Source organism: Streptococcus infantis (genome assembly GCF_047465035.1).
In the GTDB taxonomy this organism is placed as follows: Bacteria; Bacillota; Bacilli; order Lactobacillales; family Streptococcaceae; genus Streptococcus; species Streptococcus infantis_T.
In genome coordinates, this window is sequence record NZ_JASHAQ010000003.1 from 86,210 (window position 1) to 101,281 (window position 15,072).

A 15,072-nucleotide genomic window follows, 5' to 3' on the forward strand; every position below is an offset into this window, starting at 1 on the left:
TTTTCTCCTTATTCTAATCCACGGAAAAAGTCTGTATCAATCTCACGGTAGGGTTGGATGTCCTGAACATATTCCAACACACCCTGAAATTCCCCGTTTTCATCATGTACCGCAGCATAGGTGATGTGGACAAACTTGCCTCGTGACTCGGACTTAAACCACATCTCGTACTTATCCTTAGTTCCCTCACGAAGACCTTGCATAATCGCTTTGACTTTCTCCAAATATTTTGGGGGATGGCATAGTTCGACATTTCGTCCAACTTGAGACGGTGTCCTCTTGAAAATCATCTCATTTGCTGGAGTATTGTCATTGTAATACTGGAAAATATCGTCTTTATTGACAAAGGTAATCTCCATAGGGAGGTGATTGAGGATGAGATTGGCCTGTTCAACTGAGAGATATCCATTGCCGAAAGCCTGCTGGCTATTGCGATCTAGCACCGTTTCCTTTTCCTTTGGTGTAAAGGTGATGGTAAGCTGGCCTTCTGGCGTATCAATCACTTGCTGAACTTGTCCATCTACAGTTTCTGGCTGAATTGGTTCTTCTACACTTTTTTCCTCAACAAAACTTTGACGTTCTGGAATCCATTTCTCAGACGGACGGATAATGGCATATCCATAGGCGTCACTTTCCTCGGCAATCTGAATCCAGTCATCCTGGGTAAAAGATTCGAGCAGAATCATGAGAAGGATTGATTCTTCCTTGAAAATCATACTCTCAAATTCTGTCGCAAAAGCTTCAAAATCTGCCTTTACAGTGCTAATGGACACTTCTGGTAGGGACTTGGCTGTCGCCAAGGCTATTTGAAAGAGGTCCCTGATTTGGTCATCCACTCCCCACATGACTTTTGGTGGCGAATCATGTCCATAACGCTCCATGATAGGAAAGAAGAGCTCTTCCTTGCGCTGGTAGTGACGGTCAAATTGACCTACAAGTCCCATCTGCCGAACCAAACCCTTACGCATCTCCGCAAGCATTTCCTCATCTTCCATAGACTCATATGTATCTAATAATCTACGAACACGAATCAAGGCAGCACGAAGGGCTAGATTTTCATCCTTAAAGACACGCACGGGATGACCTGGATGGTCGGTATCTTCAACCTCGACACCCTTAACAGCATTTTTAAAGAGATTGGCATGGACATCACAAAGCTCCATGACATCTTCAAAGGTCACACCTGAGTCCGAGTTCATCAACTCGTGCTCCATAAGGGAAATCTCGATAGCTGATACACCTGTAAAGGTTGCATCAAAGCGTTCCTGAACGGACTCTGGAGAGGCTCCATGATGCAATTCTAATAAAATATCCCGCAGGATATGAATACGTTCATCTGTCATTAGTCTAACCCGATCACTTCGTAACCATTTGCTTCAAGCGTACGCACAATCTTATCCATAGGAGTTCCCTCGAGTTTAGAACCCTGTTTAAGCGAAACTTTTCGCCCTACAGTATTACGCATCAAGGGATTTGCAAGAGGTTTAAAACCAAGCTCAACCAAAATATCTAAAACTTCTGGATGTTTATCCACCACTTCCGCAACTGGAATTGATACATCGATTATATTGTCCATGAGAACCTCCATGAGTCTATCTCTAATCATTTAGCTATTTTTATTATACCATAAGGACAATGATTAAAAAAACTAGCAGTACAAGTCTTGCTAGTTTATTTCTTATAAAATCATTGTTCATGTCTATGTCGGCTCTTCCTAGTGATATCACAAAGTCTTAATGTATCCCTAGCATGATTATTAGAGAACTTTGAAAAACCAGTCTAATATCTTAAAAAGAATCTTGTAAAACAGTAATTGGATGGCGAAAGAGATTAGGAACCAGAGTATTTTTATCAGACCAACAATTGGTGTTATAAAAAGAAGAGTGAAGAGCCTCCAAAAAGATTTCATTCTTTATCCTCCGGCTTCATCAACCAAGTAGCTGTATCCATAAGCTTATCTACAAGAAATAATTTTCCTAAGCCAACTACTATATTTTCATCTTTCTTCATGGTTTCTGCAACTTTTAAAGCTTGCTTTGTAAGAAGATAATTACCGTATGTTTTGGCCAGTACTGTTATGATCCCCATGTCATTCTCCTTCGATGATTTTAACCTCTTTTTGGATAGTGGCAACATCTCTTTGATATTGTGCTTCATCGTAGTTAATCAATTTGGACAATTCTTTTTGCAATCTTTCTCCCATGGGTTTCATGGTCGCAAAAGTTAAGCCACCTGATAGGACTCCACCTAAGATAGGAATAACTTTTCCCATCCCCTTAGCCAATCCTCCCTTAGTCAGATTCACTCCAAAGATTTTCAGAGCTTTTTCCAAAATTGGATACCAAAGAGTCTTTGTCAAAGCCTTTTTGTTTACAATTTTCATCACTTGCTTAGCAACTGTAACACCACCAGAACGAAGTAGAGCGCCCGCACCATTTACTCCCAACATCACTCCCAGATAGAGCAAGAGGGTATTTTTAGCTTCTTCGCTCAGCTCATTTCGCGAAGCCCAGAGATCATCATAGCCGTAAATATAGCCTAGCTCCTGGGCTAGTTTTAATGAAAATGCGTAAAATTGGGCTACATCTGTCGGAATGGTAACTGCCATGGCAATACCTCCTGGCAAACCTGCCAAAACAGATGTCCCACTTGCCAGTAAAACATTATCTTTAATACAGGCATTGGCCACTTGATCTAAGGTTTCCTTAGGTAATAAAGCTGTCGGCCCTTCTTCCAATAATCTAGGAATATCCTTTGAAGCCACTTTCTTAGAGAATTTATCCATTAAAAATTTTGACCGGTTCACTTTGACGACAGGAAGTTTTACTACCTGTTGCAACACATGCATCGCCACATCTTCTTTAGCCATCTCTATCTCCGTTTTTCATTCATATCAAGCTTTATCTTATCATATTTATGGAATAAATGATATTTTCAAGATTTATTTTCTTGATTTCTACTCATCTAATCTGACTAGACAATGACCTACTTATAGACACACAAAAAAGAGGGTTTCCCCTCTTTCTGCTTAATGTTTATCCAGATTGCGTAGCATTTCATCAATTTTGTTTCCATATTCGATGGATTCATCTTTGACAAAAGTTAAGTCTGGAATTTTGTACAATTTCAAATTGCGACCAAGTTCACGTTTGATAGTACCAGTTGCTTTTTCAAGTCCGACTTGAGCTTTCTGATTATCTGAAGCAAGATTACTCAAAATAGTGTAGTAAACCTTAGCCATAGATAAATCACCTAGCATCTGAACATCAGTGATAGTCACACCTTGGACACGCGGATCACGGACTTTCTTTTGCAAAATCTCATTGACTTCGCGCTTGATTTCCATGCCCACACGGTCCGTACGGAAATGATTTGCCATGCGTTTTCCTTTCTCTCAATTGAACCAAAAGCTAGGCCAGCAGACCTAGCTATTTTTAAACTTATTGATTTTCAATTCAAATTGAAACGAAGTTCAATTTGAACTTATCTGCTTCTTTCACCGTGGCGAAAGTGATTGGACTGATAATTCAATTCAATCACTGGGTATTTTGGGGACTCTAGGCTCAAAAATAAGCAATGAAACCATCGGTTTGCTTGTGTCCCTCACCACCTAAGAAAGGAGCAAAAACCTTATCTCTTGATTTCTTCCATGATATAAGCTTCAATCACATCATCCATCTTGATATCATTGTAGCCGTCAATCATGAGACCACCTTCACGGCCGTTTGTAACTTCTTTAACGTCATCTTTATAGTGTTTCAAGCTAGCTAGAGCGCCATCGTAAATAACAACACCATCACGGATAACACGGACTTTAGAGTCACGGGTAACTTTACCGCTGGTAACCATAAAGCCACCGATTGTTCCCACTTTAGATACCTTGAAGGTTTCGCGGATGATCGCTTCACCAATAATTTTTTCTTTAAATTCTGGGTCAAGCATCCCTTTCATGGCTTCTTCCATCTCTTCAATTACCTTGTAGATGATGCTGTGGAGACGGATTTCTACATCGTCAGCTTCTGCTTGTTGACGAGCTTGTGGTGTAGGACGCACGTTGAAACCAACGATAAAGGCATTTGAAGCTTCGGCAAGAGTCACGTCAGATTCATTGATAGCACCAACTGCTGAGTGAACGATGGTAACTTTAACACCTTCCACATCAATCTTTTGAAGTGATGCAGAAAGAGCTTCAACAGAACCTTGTACGTCTGCCTTGATGATGACGTTAACAGACTTGAGTTCTCCAGCTTTAAGGGTATCAAAGAGGTTTTCAAGGCTGACACGTTGAGTAGCTTGACGTTGCTTCATAAGAGCACGTTTTGCACGCTCTTCACCAGCTGCCCGCGCAGATTTTTCATCCTCATAAACAGCAAAGTGGTCACCCGCCATTGGCGCTTCATTCAAACCAGTGATCGATACTGGTGTTGATGGGCCTGCAACCTTCACACGACGTCCAAGGTCATTGGTCATGGCACGGACACGTCCAAAAGTATTTCCGACAACGATTGGATCTTGGACATTCAAAGTACCTTGTTGAACAAGAAGGGTTGCGACCGCACCTTTTCCTTTATCCAAACGAGCTTCGATAACAGTACCGATGGCACGAACTGTTGGATCAGCTTTGAGCTCTTGAATTTCAGCCACAAGTAGAACAGTTTCCAAGAGTTCATCGATATTTTGGTTGAACTTGGCTGAGATTTCTACGAACTCAGAATCTCCACCCCAAGCTGTTGACATAACACCATGTTCAGCCAATTCACCGATCACACGTTCTGGGTTAGCACCTGGTTTATCGATTTTGTTGATAGCCACGATGATTGGAACATTAGCCGCTTTTGAGTGGTTGATAGCTTCGATAGTCTGAGGCATTACCCCGTCATCTGCCGCTACGACCAAGATGGTAATATCGGTAACAGAGGCACCACGCGCACGCATAGAGGTAAAGGCTGCGTGTCCTGGTGTATCAAGGAAGGTAATCTTCTTACCATTTTCTTCAATCTGATAGGCACCGATATGCTGAGTGATACCACCGGCTTCTCCCGTAGCAACACGAGAATTACGAAGGGTATCCAAAAGGGTTGTTTTACCATGGTCAACGTGTCCCATGATCGTTACAACTGGTGGACGCTCTACGAGTTCATCTTCATTGAGATAACCCTCTTCAGCAAAGAAACGTTCGATATCAGCATTGTCCACTTCAACCTTTTGTTTAGCTTCAATACCGTAATCTACCATGAGGAGTTCGATTGTTTCACCGTCCAAGGACTGGTTTTGTGTCGCCATCACACCCATCATGAAGAGTTTCTTAACAATCTCAGCTGGTTCGCGTTTGATACGTTTTGCAATTTCCGCGACGGTCATACCATCTGTATATTCAAATTCTGTTGGCAATTCATGGAACTTACGCTCTGTAACAGGTTTTGGTGCCTGACTACGGTTGTTTTTGTTATTGCCTTTTTTATTCTTTTTGTTATTGTTCCAGTTACTATTTCTTTGATTTCTCACTTGATTTTGACTACTTCGATTCTTTTGTTGTTTTCTAGGACCATCTTCTTCGTGATCGTAATCATCACGATCTTTGTCTGGTCGGGCTTGTTTCTTACGACGTGTATCCACTACAGGTTCTTTAGCTGCAGGAGCTACTTCAACCACTGGTTGAACTGGCTGCGCTTGTTCAGCTAACTTAGCAGCTTCTTCAAAGATTTCCTCAGGTTCCTTGCGTTTGTTTGCTTGAGCCAAGGCTTCTTTGGCAGCTTGAGACTGCTTGAAGCGTTCCTCACTTGAACGAGCATATTCTGCATTTTGCTCTGCTTTTAGAGCAGCTGCACGGGCTTTAAAGTCAATGCGTGGGCCTGCTTGATTTGGACGTTTGTCCTCTTGCTGGCGGCGGTCATTCCCGCGATTTTGCTGACCTTGTTGTTTTTTACCTTGATCATTGAATCGACGGTTGTCACGATTGCCTTGACCTTGTTTACCACCATTACGGTTATCATTTTTTTGACGATTCCCATTTTGTTGATGGTCACGGTTATTACCCTTATTTTGCTTGCGTCGTTCAGCCTGCTCTTTTGCACGTGCTTCACGCTCAGCCTTAAAGTTTCGACTCTGCGGTTTTGCTGGTGCCACTTTTTCTTCTTTAGGGGCAACAGCTGTTGCTGGTTTTGCCTCTTCCTTAGTGACAACTGGCTTTGGAGCCACAGGTTTCGATTCTACCTTTGGAGCAGGAGCAGGTTTAAAACTTGCTACGATTTTTGAAGCAGCTGCTTCCTCCACACTTGATGAGTGGCTTTTTACATCCAAGCCCAACTCTTTTGCACGCGCTACAACTTCTTTACTTTCTTTTCCAAGTTCTTTTGCGATTTCGTACAATCTTTTCTTAGACAAATCATGTCCTCCTCTTCTATTCCATAAGAGACCTCATTTTCTTTGTAAATCCAGCATCTGTCACAGCCAAAACTTTTCTCGATTTTCCGACTGCTATGCTTAATTCCAGTGTTGAAAACACGGTTACAATTTCTACTTGATAATAATGACTTTTATCTTGAATCTTCTTGGTCAGATTGGGTCCAGCATCATGAGCTAGAAAGACCATCTTAGCCTTGCCGTCTTGAATGGCCTTGACCACCAATTCTTCACCCGATATGATACGTCCTGCTCGTTGAGCAAGTCCCAAGAGATTACTTATCTTTTGCTTATTCAAGTCCTAACTCTCTTCTTTTCACTTTGTGATCCACATAAGCGATCAACTCATCATAAAAGCTTTCTTCCACTTCCATGTTAAAGCTGCGGTTAAAGACCTTCTTCTTTTTCGCCTCTAGGGCTTCTTTATTGTCTAGCTTGATATAAGCGCCACGGCCATTGGCCTTGCCTGTCGGATCGATAAAGACTTGTCCTTCCTTGTTCTTGACAATGCGGAGCAAATCACGCTTATCAATCACTTCATTGGATACAACAGACTTGCGCAAAGGGATTTTTCTCGTTTTCATCTTTCCCTCCTCTAGCAGCTTTTATTCTTCTACAGTATCGTTTTCTGCTTCCAAATCTACCGAACCAGCTTCTTCCATGGCTTCAAATTCGCTAGCAGACTTGATATCGATACGGTAACCAGTCAAGTGAGCTGCCAAGCGAACGTTTTGTCCACGACGACCGATCGCAAGAGAAAGCTTGTTATCAGGAACAACCACCAAGGCACGTTTGCTGTCGTTTTCATCAAAGATAACTTGGTCAACTTCTGCAGGAGCGATTGCGTTGTAGATAAATTCAGCTGGATCTGCTACCCATTCGATAACGTCGATGTTTTCTTCGATTGGGACCATACGATCGCTCTTGGCATCGTAGCGAGCTGGGTGGAATTTGCTAGTGATTTTCTTGATGTTAGCACCACCACGTCCGACGATTGTCCCGATCGCATCCACGTTTGGATTGTGGCTACGAACAGCAACTTTCGTACGGTCACCTGCTTCACGAGCCACGCTCATGATCTCAACTGTTCCGTCATAGACTTCTGGAATTTCTTGTTCCATCAAGCGTTTGATCATTTCAGGATGGCTACGACTTACAAAGACGTTCACACCACGAGGATTGTCTTCAACCTTGTAGACATAAACTTCGATACGATCGTGGGAAGCAAAGACTTCACCAGGGATTTGGTCTTGTTTTGACAATTGAGCTTCGATGCTGCCAAGGTTGACATAGATAAAGCGATTGTCGAAGCGCTCCACTGTACCTGACATGATTTCTTGCTCATGCTCTTTGTATGTGTTGTAGGTGATAGCACGTGTTTGCTTGCGCATTTTTTCCATGATGGTTTGTTTGGCAGACTGAGCTGCTACACGACCAAACTCACCTGGTGCTTCTTCAAATTTAATCTTGTCCCCAAGCTCGTAAGCTGAGTTAATGGCAAGAGCATCTTTCAAGCTGATTTCCAAACGGCTATCAAATACTTCATCAACAACTTCACGAACAGTATAAACTGTAAAATCACCTGTTTTTTCGTTGAAATCAATGGCCACACTGTCAGACTGCCCATAGCGTCTGCGATAGGCTGAACGAAGTGATTCCACCACTGCATCAATGATGTCTTCTTTTTTGATTCCCTTGTCTTCTTCCAAAATGCGGAAGGCCTCTAGCATTTCTTTACTCATCTTCTATTCACTTTTGAATCTTCAAAAGCTTCCTTTCTTTTACTATAATTTTACTGCTAAACGTGCTTTTGACACCAAACTGTATGGGATTTGGACTGTTTTCTTACGTGTCTTGTCCATATATTCCATAGTCAACTCATCCTCTTCAAAGGCTAGCAAGGTTCCTTCAAAGACCTTTTGCTTATCGATGGCTTGGTAAAGTCCAACATGGATGTATTTCCCAACCGCTCCAGCGACTGCTTCCTTGGTTTTCAAAGGACGTTCCAAGCCTGGACTGGTGATTTCTAGGAAATATTGTTCTGGGAAGGGATCTGGCTTGATAGTATCTAGGACAGGACTGATAATCTCTGTCAAGTCCGCTGTGTCGTTCAAGGTAATTCCCTCTGGTTTATCTACAAAAATACTAAGAATCATGTCACTGCCAATCTTTCCGTACTCGATATCCACGAGTTCAAAGGGAGCTTCAATGACAGGTTCTACGACTTCTCTGACTAATTCTACGATAGTTGCGATTGCGTCCACCTCCTCATAAGCAAGAGGCGAAGATATTTCCCCGCCTCACTTTCTCATATTCTTACTTACAGTATAGCACTTTTGACTACTTATGTAAAGTATAAGCACTCAGAAGGCTTGATTTTAAGCTTTTTCTTAAAATTCTGCCTCCACTCGGTAGATGACTTGACCCTTGCTTGAGAATTTTTGCTCATATTCTGTCATGACATTGCCTTCAAAGTCACTGGTATGCAAGTCCAACCAAACTCCATTGAGCTTCATGCCGTATTGAGAAAAACTCACTAGGCTATATTCAAACAAGCCACGGTTATCCGTTTTGAAATGAATCTCACCGTGTTCAGGCAAGATACGCTTGAAGGTATCCAAGAAACTCTTATAGGTTAAACGACGTTTTTCGTGGCGCTTTTTAGGCCATGGATCTGAAAAGTTTAGATACAAGCGATCAATCTCACCATCTTCAAAGTAGTCAGTCAAATCTGAACCATCAACCCACAACAACTTGATATTGGGGACTGCAACTTCCAAGACCTTGTCCAAGGCATAACTCAAAACAGACTTTTGAATATCAATCCCAATATAGTTGATATTAGGGTTTTGCTTGGCCATACCTGACACAAAGGCTCCCTTACCACTACCAACCTCAACATGGATAGGATTGTCATTTCCAAAGAGGTCTCGCCATTTTCCTTTGGCTTCTAAAGGATTTAAGACAACATACTGAGGATTAGCCTCTAGTAATTCTGTTGCCCCTTTACGATTTCTAACTCTCATCTCTTCTTTCCATACTTGTCACGGAAGATACGCAAGGCATAAATCTCCCGATTGACATTTTCTAGATCTTCATTTGTATAATATTTGGCAATCTGGCTCAAGAAGGATAACTGAGCATACCAAAATAGTTTGCTGATGACTGTCTGGTTGTATTTGTAACCGTAATAAGTCAACCACTCTTTCCACTGATAGTCTGGAATATAGTGACATAGCATATGCGCCACATCAAACATGCGATCCGTTAAACGAACGGAATCCCAATCCACTAAATAAACAAGACCGCTCTCTGTCTCAATCCAATTACTATGTCGTACATCTCCATGAACGATCGTTGCATAATCTTCCCTAAAGTTTGGCAAACTTCCTCGCAAATCCTCTACTACCATTCTTAGATATTGATTGTTCTTCAAGGATTCTGGAGCATCTTTTAACCAAACCTGAAGCAAGTCAAAAGGTGTTTCTAAAGAATAGCCCAAACGAGTCAATTGCGTCATCAAAGGACGCGAACGATGCAAGCGGCTCAAAATATTGATAATCTGCTTGCGATTCATATCATAAGGGGTCAAAATTTTACCATTCAACCATTCTTGGGCACACATATCACGCCCATCCGATAAACGGCGAGTCCATAATAATTGAGGAGCGATTTGTTCCTTGGCTAAACCAGGTAGGATTGGAGAGGTGTTCATTTTAATAAAGACGCGCTTCCCATTAGGGTAGCTTCCCATATAAGCTTTCCCGCTTTTCCCAGGTATAGGGGTCAGCGTTAGCTCAATATCACCCAAGTCCATTTCTTTCCTCCGTATAAAGTTTCCTTACTATTCTACTAGTTTTTAGGCTATTCGTCAACCAGTCCCGACCTGATTCTCAAATAAAAGCCTCTGGGGTGGTTTGGATTATCATTATAGAAAGAAAAAGGTAAGCACAATCTCCTACTTACCTTTCATGATTTTTATAAATAAAATAAGAGTGGCCAACTGTTGTAAAACATATGGACTAGAGTAGAAACCCATAGATTTTGGCTCTTTTTATAAGCAAAGCCCAGTAACAAGCCCCCAAGTAGATAAAAAATAAACGAAGGGACATTAGAAGGTCCATGCATGAAAGAAAAGAGAGAGGAAGTTAGCACAAGCCCTAACCAAGAATTTTCAAATATAGTCCCCTGAAAATGAGTTCCTCCTGGATGGGTCCAAAAACTGAGGTAGTCAAAATCAAAGACATAGAAATTCCTCTGCTGACTTCCTCCAAGTGTTGAGCTCCTGCTCCAGAAGAAACAGCGAAGAAATGAATATAAACTAGCGTCTCAAGCACACTTAGAAGAAAGATTGCAATGAAAAGTAAAAGTTGTTTCTTGCTTAACATCCCAAAAGAAATCATTTCAAACTTTCTAGCATAAGAAACACTCAGCGCGGTTACAAGAAGACTTACAATAATCAATGCAGATTCATTTTGAAAAAAATCCCCATGGTTAATCGTATAAGGAACTGTAATTACGATTATTAGTACTAAAAATCCAAAACAAAAGGCATGAAATTTATTAAAAATAGTCATAAGCACAACCTCTCTCCTTTAAAAGTCGATCAAAATAAGGAGGCAAAAATTTTTATTTATGAACTCTTTGTTTCCACTTGATCATACCTGAAGTAATTAAGAGTGCAACAGCTATACGCAATAGATTGTAACTTTCTTCCTCTCCTGTATTAGGCAGTAATTGTTTGCTCAAATGAATGGTTTGGGAGGCAGAATCATTCCCCTTAACTTCGGATAAAGAAGTTTGTAACTTATCAGTATTTTCAGAGATTGTCTTAGATGTATCTCCTCGCTTATTCTTATCTGTCATTACCAAATCTTCAGGCTGAACAGTTATAGTGTTAGAAGGAGGAATATTATTCTTCAATGGTTCTCTACTATCACTATTATTAGTTAAATTTTCCTTTGAATTCTCCACCTCTCCTGTTTTATCATCACGGACACTTTCTGTTACTGTATCCTCAGAAGATGCTACTGTTTCCGTTTGCTTAGGTGAGTTTCTCGAGTACATATAATCATAAACCTGTTGTGCAGTTGCTCCGCCACCAACCCATCCAGATATCGGACGTCCGTTTCTTAAATACAAAATTGTTGGTGTTCCTGGAATACCGACTTTTTTAAATAGAAACTCTCTCGCTTCCCCGTCAAAATCTTTACCATCCAAATCATAATATTCTAACTTCTTTTCAATTAAGTTATTAAATTCTTTCAATTCAGGAGAAAATTGACGACAATGAGAACAAGTTTTTCTACCAAAATATATAGTATGTTCCAATTGATCCTCTGTAAAAGATTGACGAACGGCTTCAATATCTATCTTTTTAAATTCCGCAACATTCTGCTCATACTCTTCGGGAGTTACAACGGAAGGTTTATGCTCAACATTTTCCGTACCCGATTGCAGATCTGGTGCCACAACAGAACTATCATTAGGCTGGATAGAGGAAGAAGTAGTCTGTTCTTCTGCATATGCAACACCTGTAGTAATAGATGCAAATACAAGTGGTACAAGTAATAGTGATTTTATCTTTTGTTTCTTCATAAGAATACTCCTTTACATTTGATATATTTATCTTACCTTATTTAAGATTACAAATTCATCTAAATCTTAAATGGTCATCAAAACATCTTGAATTGCAAAAACTTCATTAAAAAAGGTAAGCATTTTGAAAACACTTACCCTTTTATACTTTATTAACCTCTACTTTTTATAATACTTCAACCCCCAAATGAGCAAAAGCATGATAATCAAGCATAGAACCACACCAATATAGGCGATTATTTGTTGGTAGGCTTCTGCTGCTGTGATACCTCTATACAGACAAATAATAGACATAAAGCCTGTCAAGCCGATGAACATGAGTTGATTGGTTCTAGGACTAACCAAATCATCATCTTCAAACTCTCTTATCCTCATTTCCCTAGTGAGGTAAACAGTAGCCAAAATAGAAGCCAAGTTAATAACTACTAAAAGAAATTGGAAAACTACGGAAAAATTTAAAAACTGACGAGATAGAAATAGATAAGTAGAAACAACCAAAGGTATCTGTCCGAACAACAACCTCACTAAGAAAACATTGCGTTTTGTTGCAAATATTTTTTTCATTACTATCTCCTTTCCCATGCTAACAGGTAAGCGCACCGCCAATTCCACCTAGTACAGCACCAATTGCACCTGTTCCTATAGCGTATGGCCCAAGTAGAAATGTTGAGCCATAAGTTGTAGCGTAGCCTTCCATCGCACCGTATGCAACCCCCGCTGCACAGCTAATTGTTCTTCCCCAATCAATATCTCCACCTTCAACGCAAGCAAGCATATCAGCATCCATAATCTCAAATTGTGACATCATTTTTGTATTCATGACAAATACTCCTTTTTATTTTTAATTTTTGTCTTGTTGCAACTTTGACAAGTTTAGTATAACATTGTTTTTTTTAATTTTTCACCCGAATCTTGAATTGTCATCGAAACATCTTGAATTGCAAAAACTTCATTATAAAAGGGTAAGTATTTCGAAAACACTTACCCCTTTATACTTCATTATGTGACTTTCAGTCTGTCTCGCACCTCACGGAGCGAGACAAAAAAACACCCGCTATGTAGGTGCGCGTCGAAGGTTATACCCCAAAAACTCCAAATGCGATACAATAAAGGTGTTCAAGCCAATTGTAAAGCGAAAGGAGAAAACCATGGTACAAAAGTCTCATAGTTTATCACACACAAAGTGGCACTGTAAGTATCACATTGTGTTCACCCCTAAGTATAGACGAAAAGTGATCTATAATCAATATCGAAGTAGTTTGGGAGAAATATTCCATAGATTATGTAATTATAAAGGTGTTGAGATTATCGAGGGTCACTTAATGCCAGACCATGTACATATGTTAGTCAGTAATCCACCGAGTATAAGTGTTTCAAGTTTCATGGGGTATTAAAAGATAAAAGTGCACTCATGATGTATGACAAATACGCTAATCTCAAGTACAAGTTTGGGAATCGTCATTTTTGGGCGGAAGGTTATTATGTGAGTACGGTTGGACTCAATGAAGCCACAATTAAGAAATATATTCAAGATTAAAGAAATTATCCAGTGAATGATTTCTTCACGAGTATGAAAATTTGAGAACGAGTAAAGCATGATATAGCACTAGATAAATTGAGTGTAAAAGAATATGAGGATCCCTTTAGGGATAGTGGTAAGTAATACCTAAGCCTCTTTAAGAGGCAAGTGACGAGTCAGGAGCAATAGGGCTTGAACAACGTGAAAGCCAGCGTCTTTAGGCGCTGGCTGGTAATTTGGGCTTATAGCCCTGGTACAAACCACCCGTTTAACGGGTGGTTATGATTAAGCTCTACTTTTTATAATACTTCAAGCCCCACATGAGCAGAAGCATGATAATCAAGCAGAGAATAGCACCAATGTAGGCAATTAGTTGTTGATAGAATTCTCCTGCTGTGATCCCTCTATACAAACAAATAATAGACATAAAACCTGTCAAGCCGATAAACATAAGTTGATTGGTTCTAGGACTAACCAAATCATCATCTTCAAACTCTCTTATCCTCATTTCCCTAGTGAGGTAAACAGTGACCAAAATAGAAGCCAAGTTGATAACCACTAAGAGAAATTGGAGGACTAAGGAAAAATTTAAAAACTGACGAGATAGAAATAGATAAGTAGAGACAAGTAAAGGCAACTGACCTAGGAACAATCTCGCAAGGAAGATGGTCCGTTTTTTAAAAAATATTTTTTTCATTGCTTTCTCCATTACAATTAAATGACATCTAATCATTTTCTAAAATTTGATAACTTTTGTGAAATGTTTTAGCAGAAACAACTCTATGATTGGTGATATCTATATAATCACCTGGATAACCAAGAACATACATTCCATAACCAGCGAATCCTCCTCCAACTGTTCCAACTAGACCAAACTTGATATTCGTTGCGAGAGAAGTGTTGAGACCTGCCATTAGAATGCGCACATGATTATCCAACCAAACCATATAATTTTTTTGAAAAGCTTCCTCTACCCAACTTGGTTTAGGAGTTGCTTGACCAATTTCCCAAACATCAACAATCTGATTCCCATGTTTTGCCTTCATAGCTTCAATCCTTTTTTTAAAATACCATTACATGAGTTTGGAGTTCCCCCTATACCATAAGGACTACATGGTTTCGAAGGATGTCTAATAGGCCACTTACCATTTAATTGATCCAAAGTTGGAGACGGTGCTAGTCCACCCAATAAACCAGAAAGCATATCTCCGAAACCTCCTTCAACTTTCGCAAGCATTTCAGTATCCATGACCTCTAATTGTAACATCATTTTTGTATTCATGATGAATACTTCTTTTTTTATTTTCAATTTTTTACCAAAGTCTTAAATTCAATAAACAAATAGAATTATTTTTAATAATATATTTTTGATTTTCTTAACAAAGTATAGACGTCTACTATCTTCTTAAAAGTAGCAGTACTTATTTTTAAGTCTAAGATTTCAATAATCCTGAGTATCTAAAATATCTTAATTTTCACTGCTCTCCTTGCAATAAAAAGTTTTACTATATTATTTATTATCTTGCAGAAAAAATATTAGTAAATTAATCGTT

General features: G+C 39.8%; 18 protein-coding genes and 2 pseudogenes. 1 reads left to right on the forward strand and 19 read right to left on the reverse strand.

Annotated elements, in window-relative coordinates:
- Positions 1 to 8 precede the first annotated feature (8 nt).
- The 16 genes and pseudogenes from QM406_RS02050 to QM406_RS02125 all read right to left on the reverse strand — a co-directional run bounded on the left by QM406_RS02050 (position 9) and on the right by QM406_RS02125 (position 12,820).
- On the reverse strand, positions 9 to 1,343 hold the full coding sequence (locus QM406_RS02050) for a DUF438 domain-containing protein (RefSeq protein ID WP_414273272.1): 1,335 nt from the start codon (positions 1,341 to 1,343) through the stop codon (positions 9 to 11).
- Complete coding sequence (locus QM406_RS02055) at positions 1,343 to 1,576, reverse strand: DUF1858 domain-containing protein (protein WP_000368732.1); 234 nt, start codon at positions 1,574 to 1,576, stop codon at positions 1,343 to 1,345. Before QM406_RS02055 ends, QM406_RS02050 begins: the two co-directional genes overlap by 1 nt.
- Before the next feature lie 329 nt (positions 1,577 to 1,905).
- A complete protein-coding gene (locus QM406_RS02060; protein ID WP_414273273.1) occupies positions 1,906 to 2,088 on the reverse strand; it encodes a hypothetical protein in 183 nt (60 codons plus the stop codon).
- Between the two features lies 1 nt (position 2,089).
- On the reverse strand, positions 2,090 to 2,869 hold the full coding sequence (locus tag QM406_RS02065; RefSeq protein WP_414273274.1) for a hypothetical protein: 780 nt from the start codon (positions 2,867 to 2,869) through the stop codon (positions 2,090 to 2,092).
- Positions 2,870 to 3,028: 159 nt separating this feature from the next.
- Positions 3,029 to 3,379, reverse strand: a complete 351-nt coding sequence (gene rbfA, locus QM406_RS02070; protein WP_049527021.1) for a 30S ribosome-binding factor RbfA — start codon at positions 3,377 to 3,379, stop codon at positions 3,029 to 3,031.
- Between the two features lie 251 nt (positions 3,380 to 3,630).
- On the reverse strand, positions 3,631 to 6,384 hold the full coding sequence (gene infB, locus QM406_RS02075) for a translation initiation factor IF-2 (RefSeq protein ID WP_414273275.1): 2,754 nt from the start codon (positions 6,382 to 6,384) through the stop codon (positions 3,631 to 3,633).
- Between the two features lie 16 nt (positions 6,385 to 6,400).
- Complete coding sequence (locus tag QM406_RS02080; protein WP_001041392.1) at positions 6,401 to 6,700, reverse strand: YlxQ-related RNA-binding protein; 300 nt, start codon at positions 6,698 to 6,700, stop codon at positions 6,401 to 6,403.
- Entirely contained in the window at positions 6,693 to 6,986 is a 294-nt protein-coding gene (gene rnpM, locus QM406_RS02085) for an RNase P modulator RnpM (protein WP_117305675.1), read from the reverse strand. The genes QM406_RS02080 and rnpM overlap by 8 nt, the downstream gene beginning before the upstream one ends.
- Positions 6,987 to 7,007: 21 nt before the next feature.
- Positions 7,008 to 8,144, reverse strand: a complete 1,137-nt coding sequence (gene nusA, locus QM406_RS02090; protein WP_000032290.1) for a transcription termination factor NusA — start codon at positions 8,142 to 8,144, stop codon at positions 7,008 to 7,010.
- Positions 8,145 to 8,186: 42 nt separating this feature from the next.
- On the reverse strand, positions 8,187 to 8,666 hold the full coding sequence (gene rimP, locus QM406_RS02095) for a ribosome maturation factor RimP (protein WP_000338687.1): 480 nt from the start codon (positions 8,664 to 8,666) through the stop codon (positions 8,187 to 8,189).
- A gap of 126 nt (positions 8,667 to 8,792) precedes the next feature.
- A complete protein-coding gene (gene trmB, locus QM406_RS02100) occupies positions 8,793 to 9,428 on the reverse strand; it encodes a tRNA (guanosine(46)-N7)-methyltransferase TrmB (protein ID WP_414273276.1) in 636 nt (211 codons plus the stop codon).
- Positions 9,425 to 10,219: a cell cycle regulator CcrZ gene (gene ccrZ, locus QM406_RS02105; RefSeq protein ID WP_414273277.1), complete on the reverse strand. Its 795-nt coding sequence runs from the start codon at positions 10,217 to 10,219 to the stop codon at positions 9,425 to 9,427. The genes trmB and ccrZ overlap by 4 nt, the downstream gene beginning before the upstream one ends.
- Positions 10,220 to 10,380: 161 nt before the next feature.
- Positions 10,381 to 10,979, reverse strand: a pseudogene (locus QM406_RS02110) (lysostaphin resistance A-like protein).
- Positions 10,980 to 11,031: 52 nt separating this feature from the next.
- The gene (locus QM406_RS02115) at positions 11,032 to 12,000 is read right to left on the reverse strand and encodes a thioredoxin domain-containing protein (protein ID WP_248034702.1); all 969 of its coding nucleotides are present in this window, start codon (positions 11,998 to 12,000) and stop codon (positions 11,032 to 11,034) included.
- A gap of 159 nt (positions 12,001 to 12,159) precedes the next feature.
- On the reverse strand, positions 12,160 to 12,564 hold the full coding sequence (locus tag QM406_RS02120; protein WP_206284145.1) for an immunity protein: 405 nt from the start codon (positions 12,562 to 12,564) through the stop codon (positions 12,160 to 12,162).
- A 19-nt stretch (positions 12,565 to 12,583) separates the two neighbouring features.
- On the reverse strand, positions 12,584 to 12,820 hold the full coding sequence (locus tag QM406_RS02125) for a Blp family class II bacteriocin (RefSeq protein WP_206284146.1): 237 nt from the start codon (positions 12,818 to 12,820) through the stop codon (positions 12,584 to 12,586).
- A 328-nt stretch (positions 12,821 to 13,148) separates the two neighbouring features.
- Here QM406_RS02125 and tnpA point away from each other — a divergent pair.
- Positions 13,149 to 13,471 (forward strand): annotated as a pseudogene (gene tnpA, locus QM406_RS02130) (IS200/IS605 family transposase); the annotation flags it as partial.
- Between the two features lie 340 nt (positions 13,472 to 13,811).
- On the opposite strand, the gene QM406_RS02135 reads toward tnpA, so the two are convergent.
- From QM406_RS02135 to QM406_RS02145, 3 genes are read right to left on the reverse strand one after another with little or no spacing between them, the layout of a single operon-like run.
- Positions 13,812 to 14,216, reverse strand: a complete 405-nt coding sequence (locus QM406_RS02135; protein WP_414273278.1) for an immunity protein — start codon at positions 14,214 to 14,216, stop codon at positions 13,812 to 13,814.
- A gap of 28 nt (positions 14,217 to 14,244) precedes the next feature.
- The gene (locus QM406_RS02140; RefSeq protein ID WP_414273279.1) at positions 14,245 to 14,565 is read right to left on the reverse strand and encodes a role in replication; all 321 of its coding nucleotides are present in this window, start codon (positions 14,563 to 14,565) and stop codon (positions 14,245 to 14,247) included.
- Positions 14,562 to 14,801 (reverse strand): ComC/BlpC family peptide pheromone/bacteriocin, encoded by a 240-nt coding sequence (locus QM406_RS02145; protein WP_315640804.1) that lies wholly within the window; start codon positions 14,799 to 14,801, stop codon positions 14,562 to 14,564. Before QM406_RS02145 ends, QM406_RS02140 begins: the two co-directional genes overlap by 4 nt.
- Between the last annotated feature and the right edge of the window lie 271 nt (positions 14,802 to 15,072).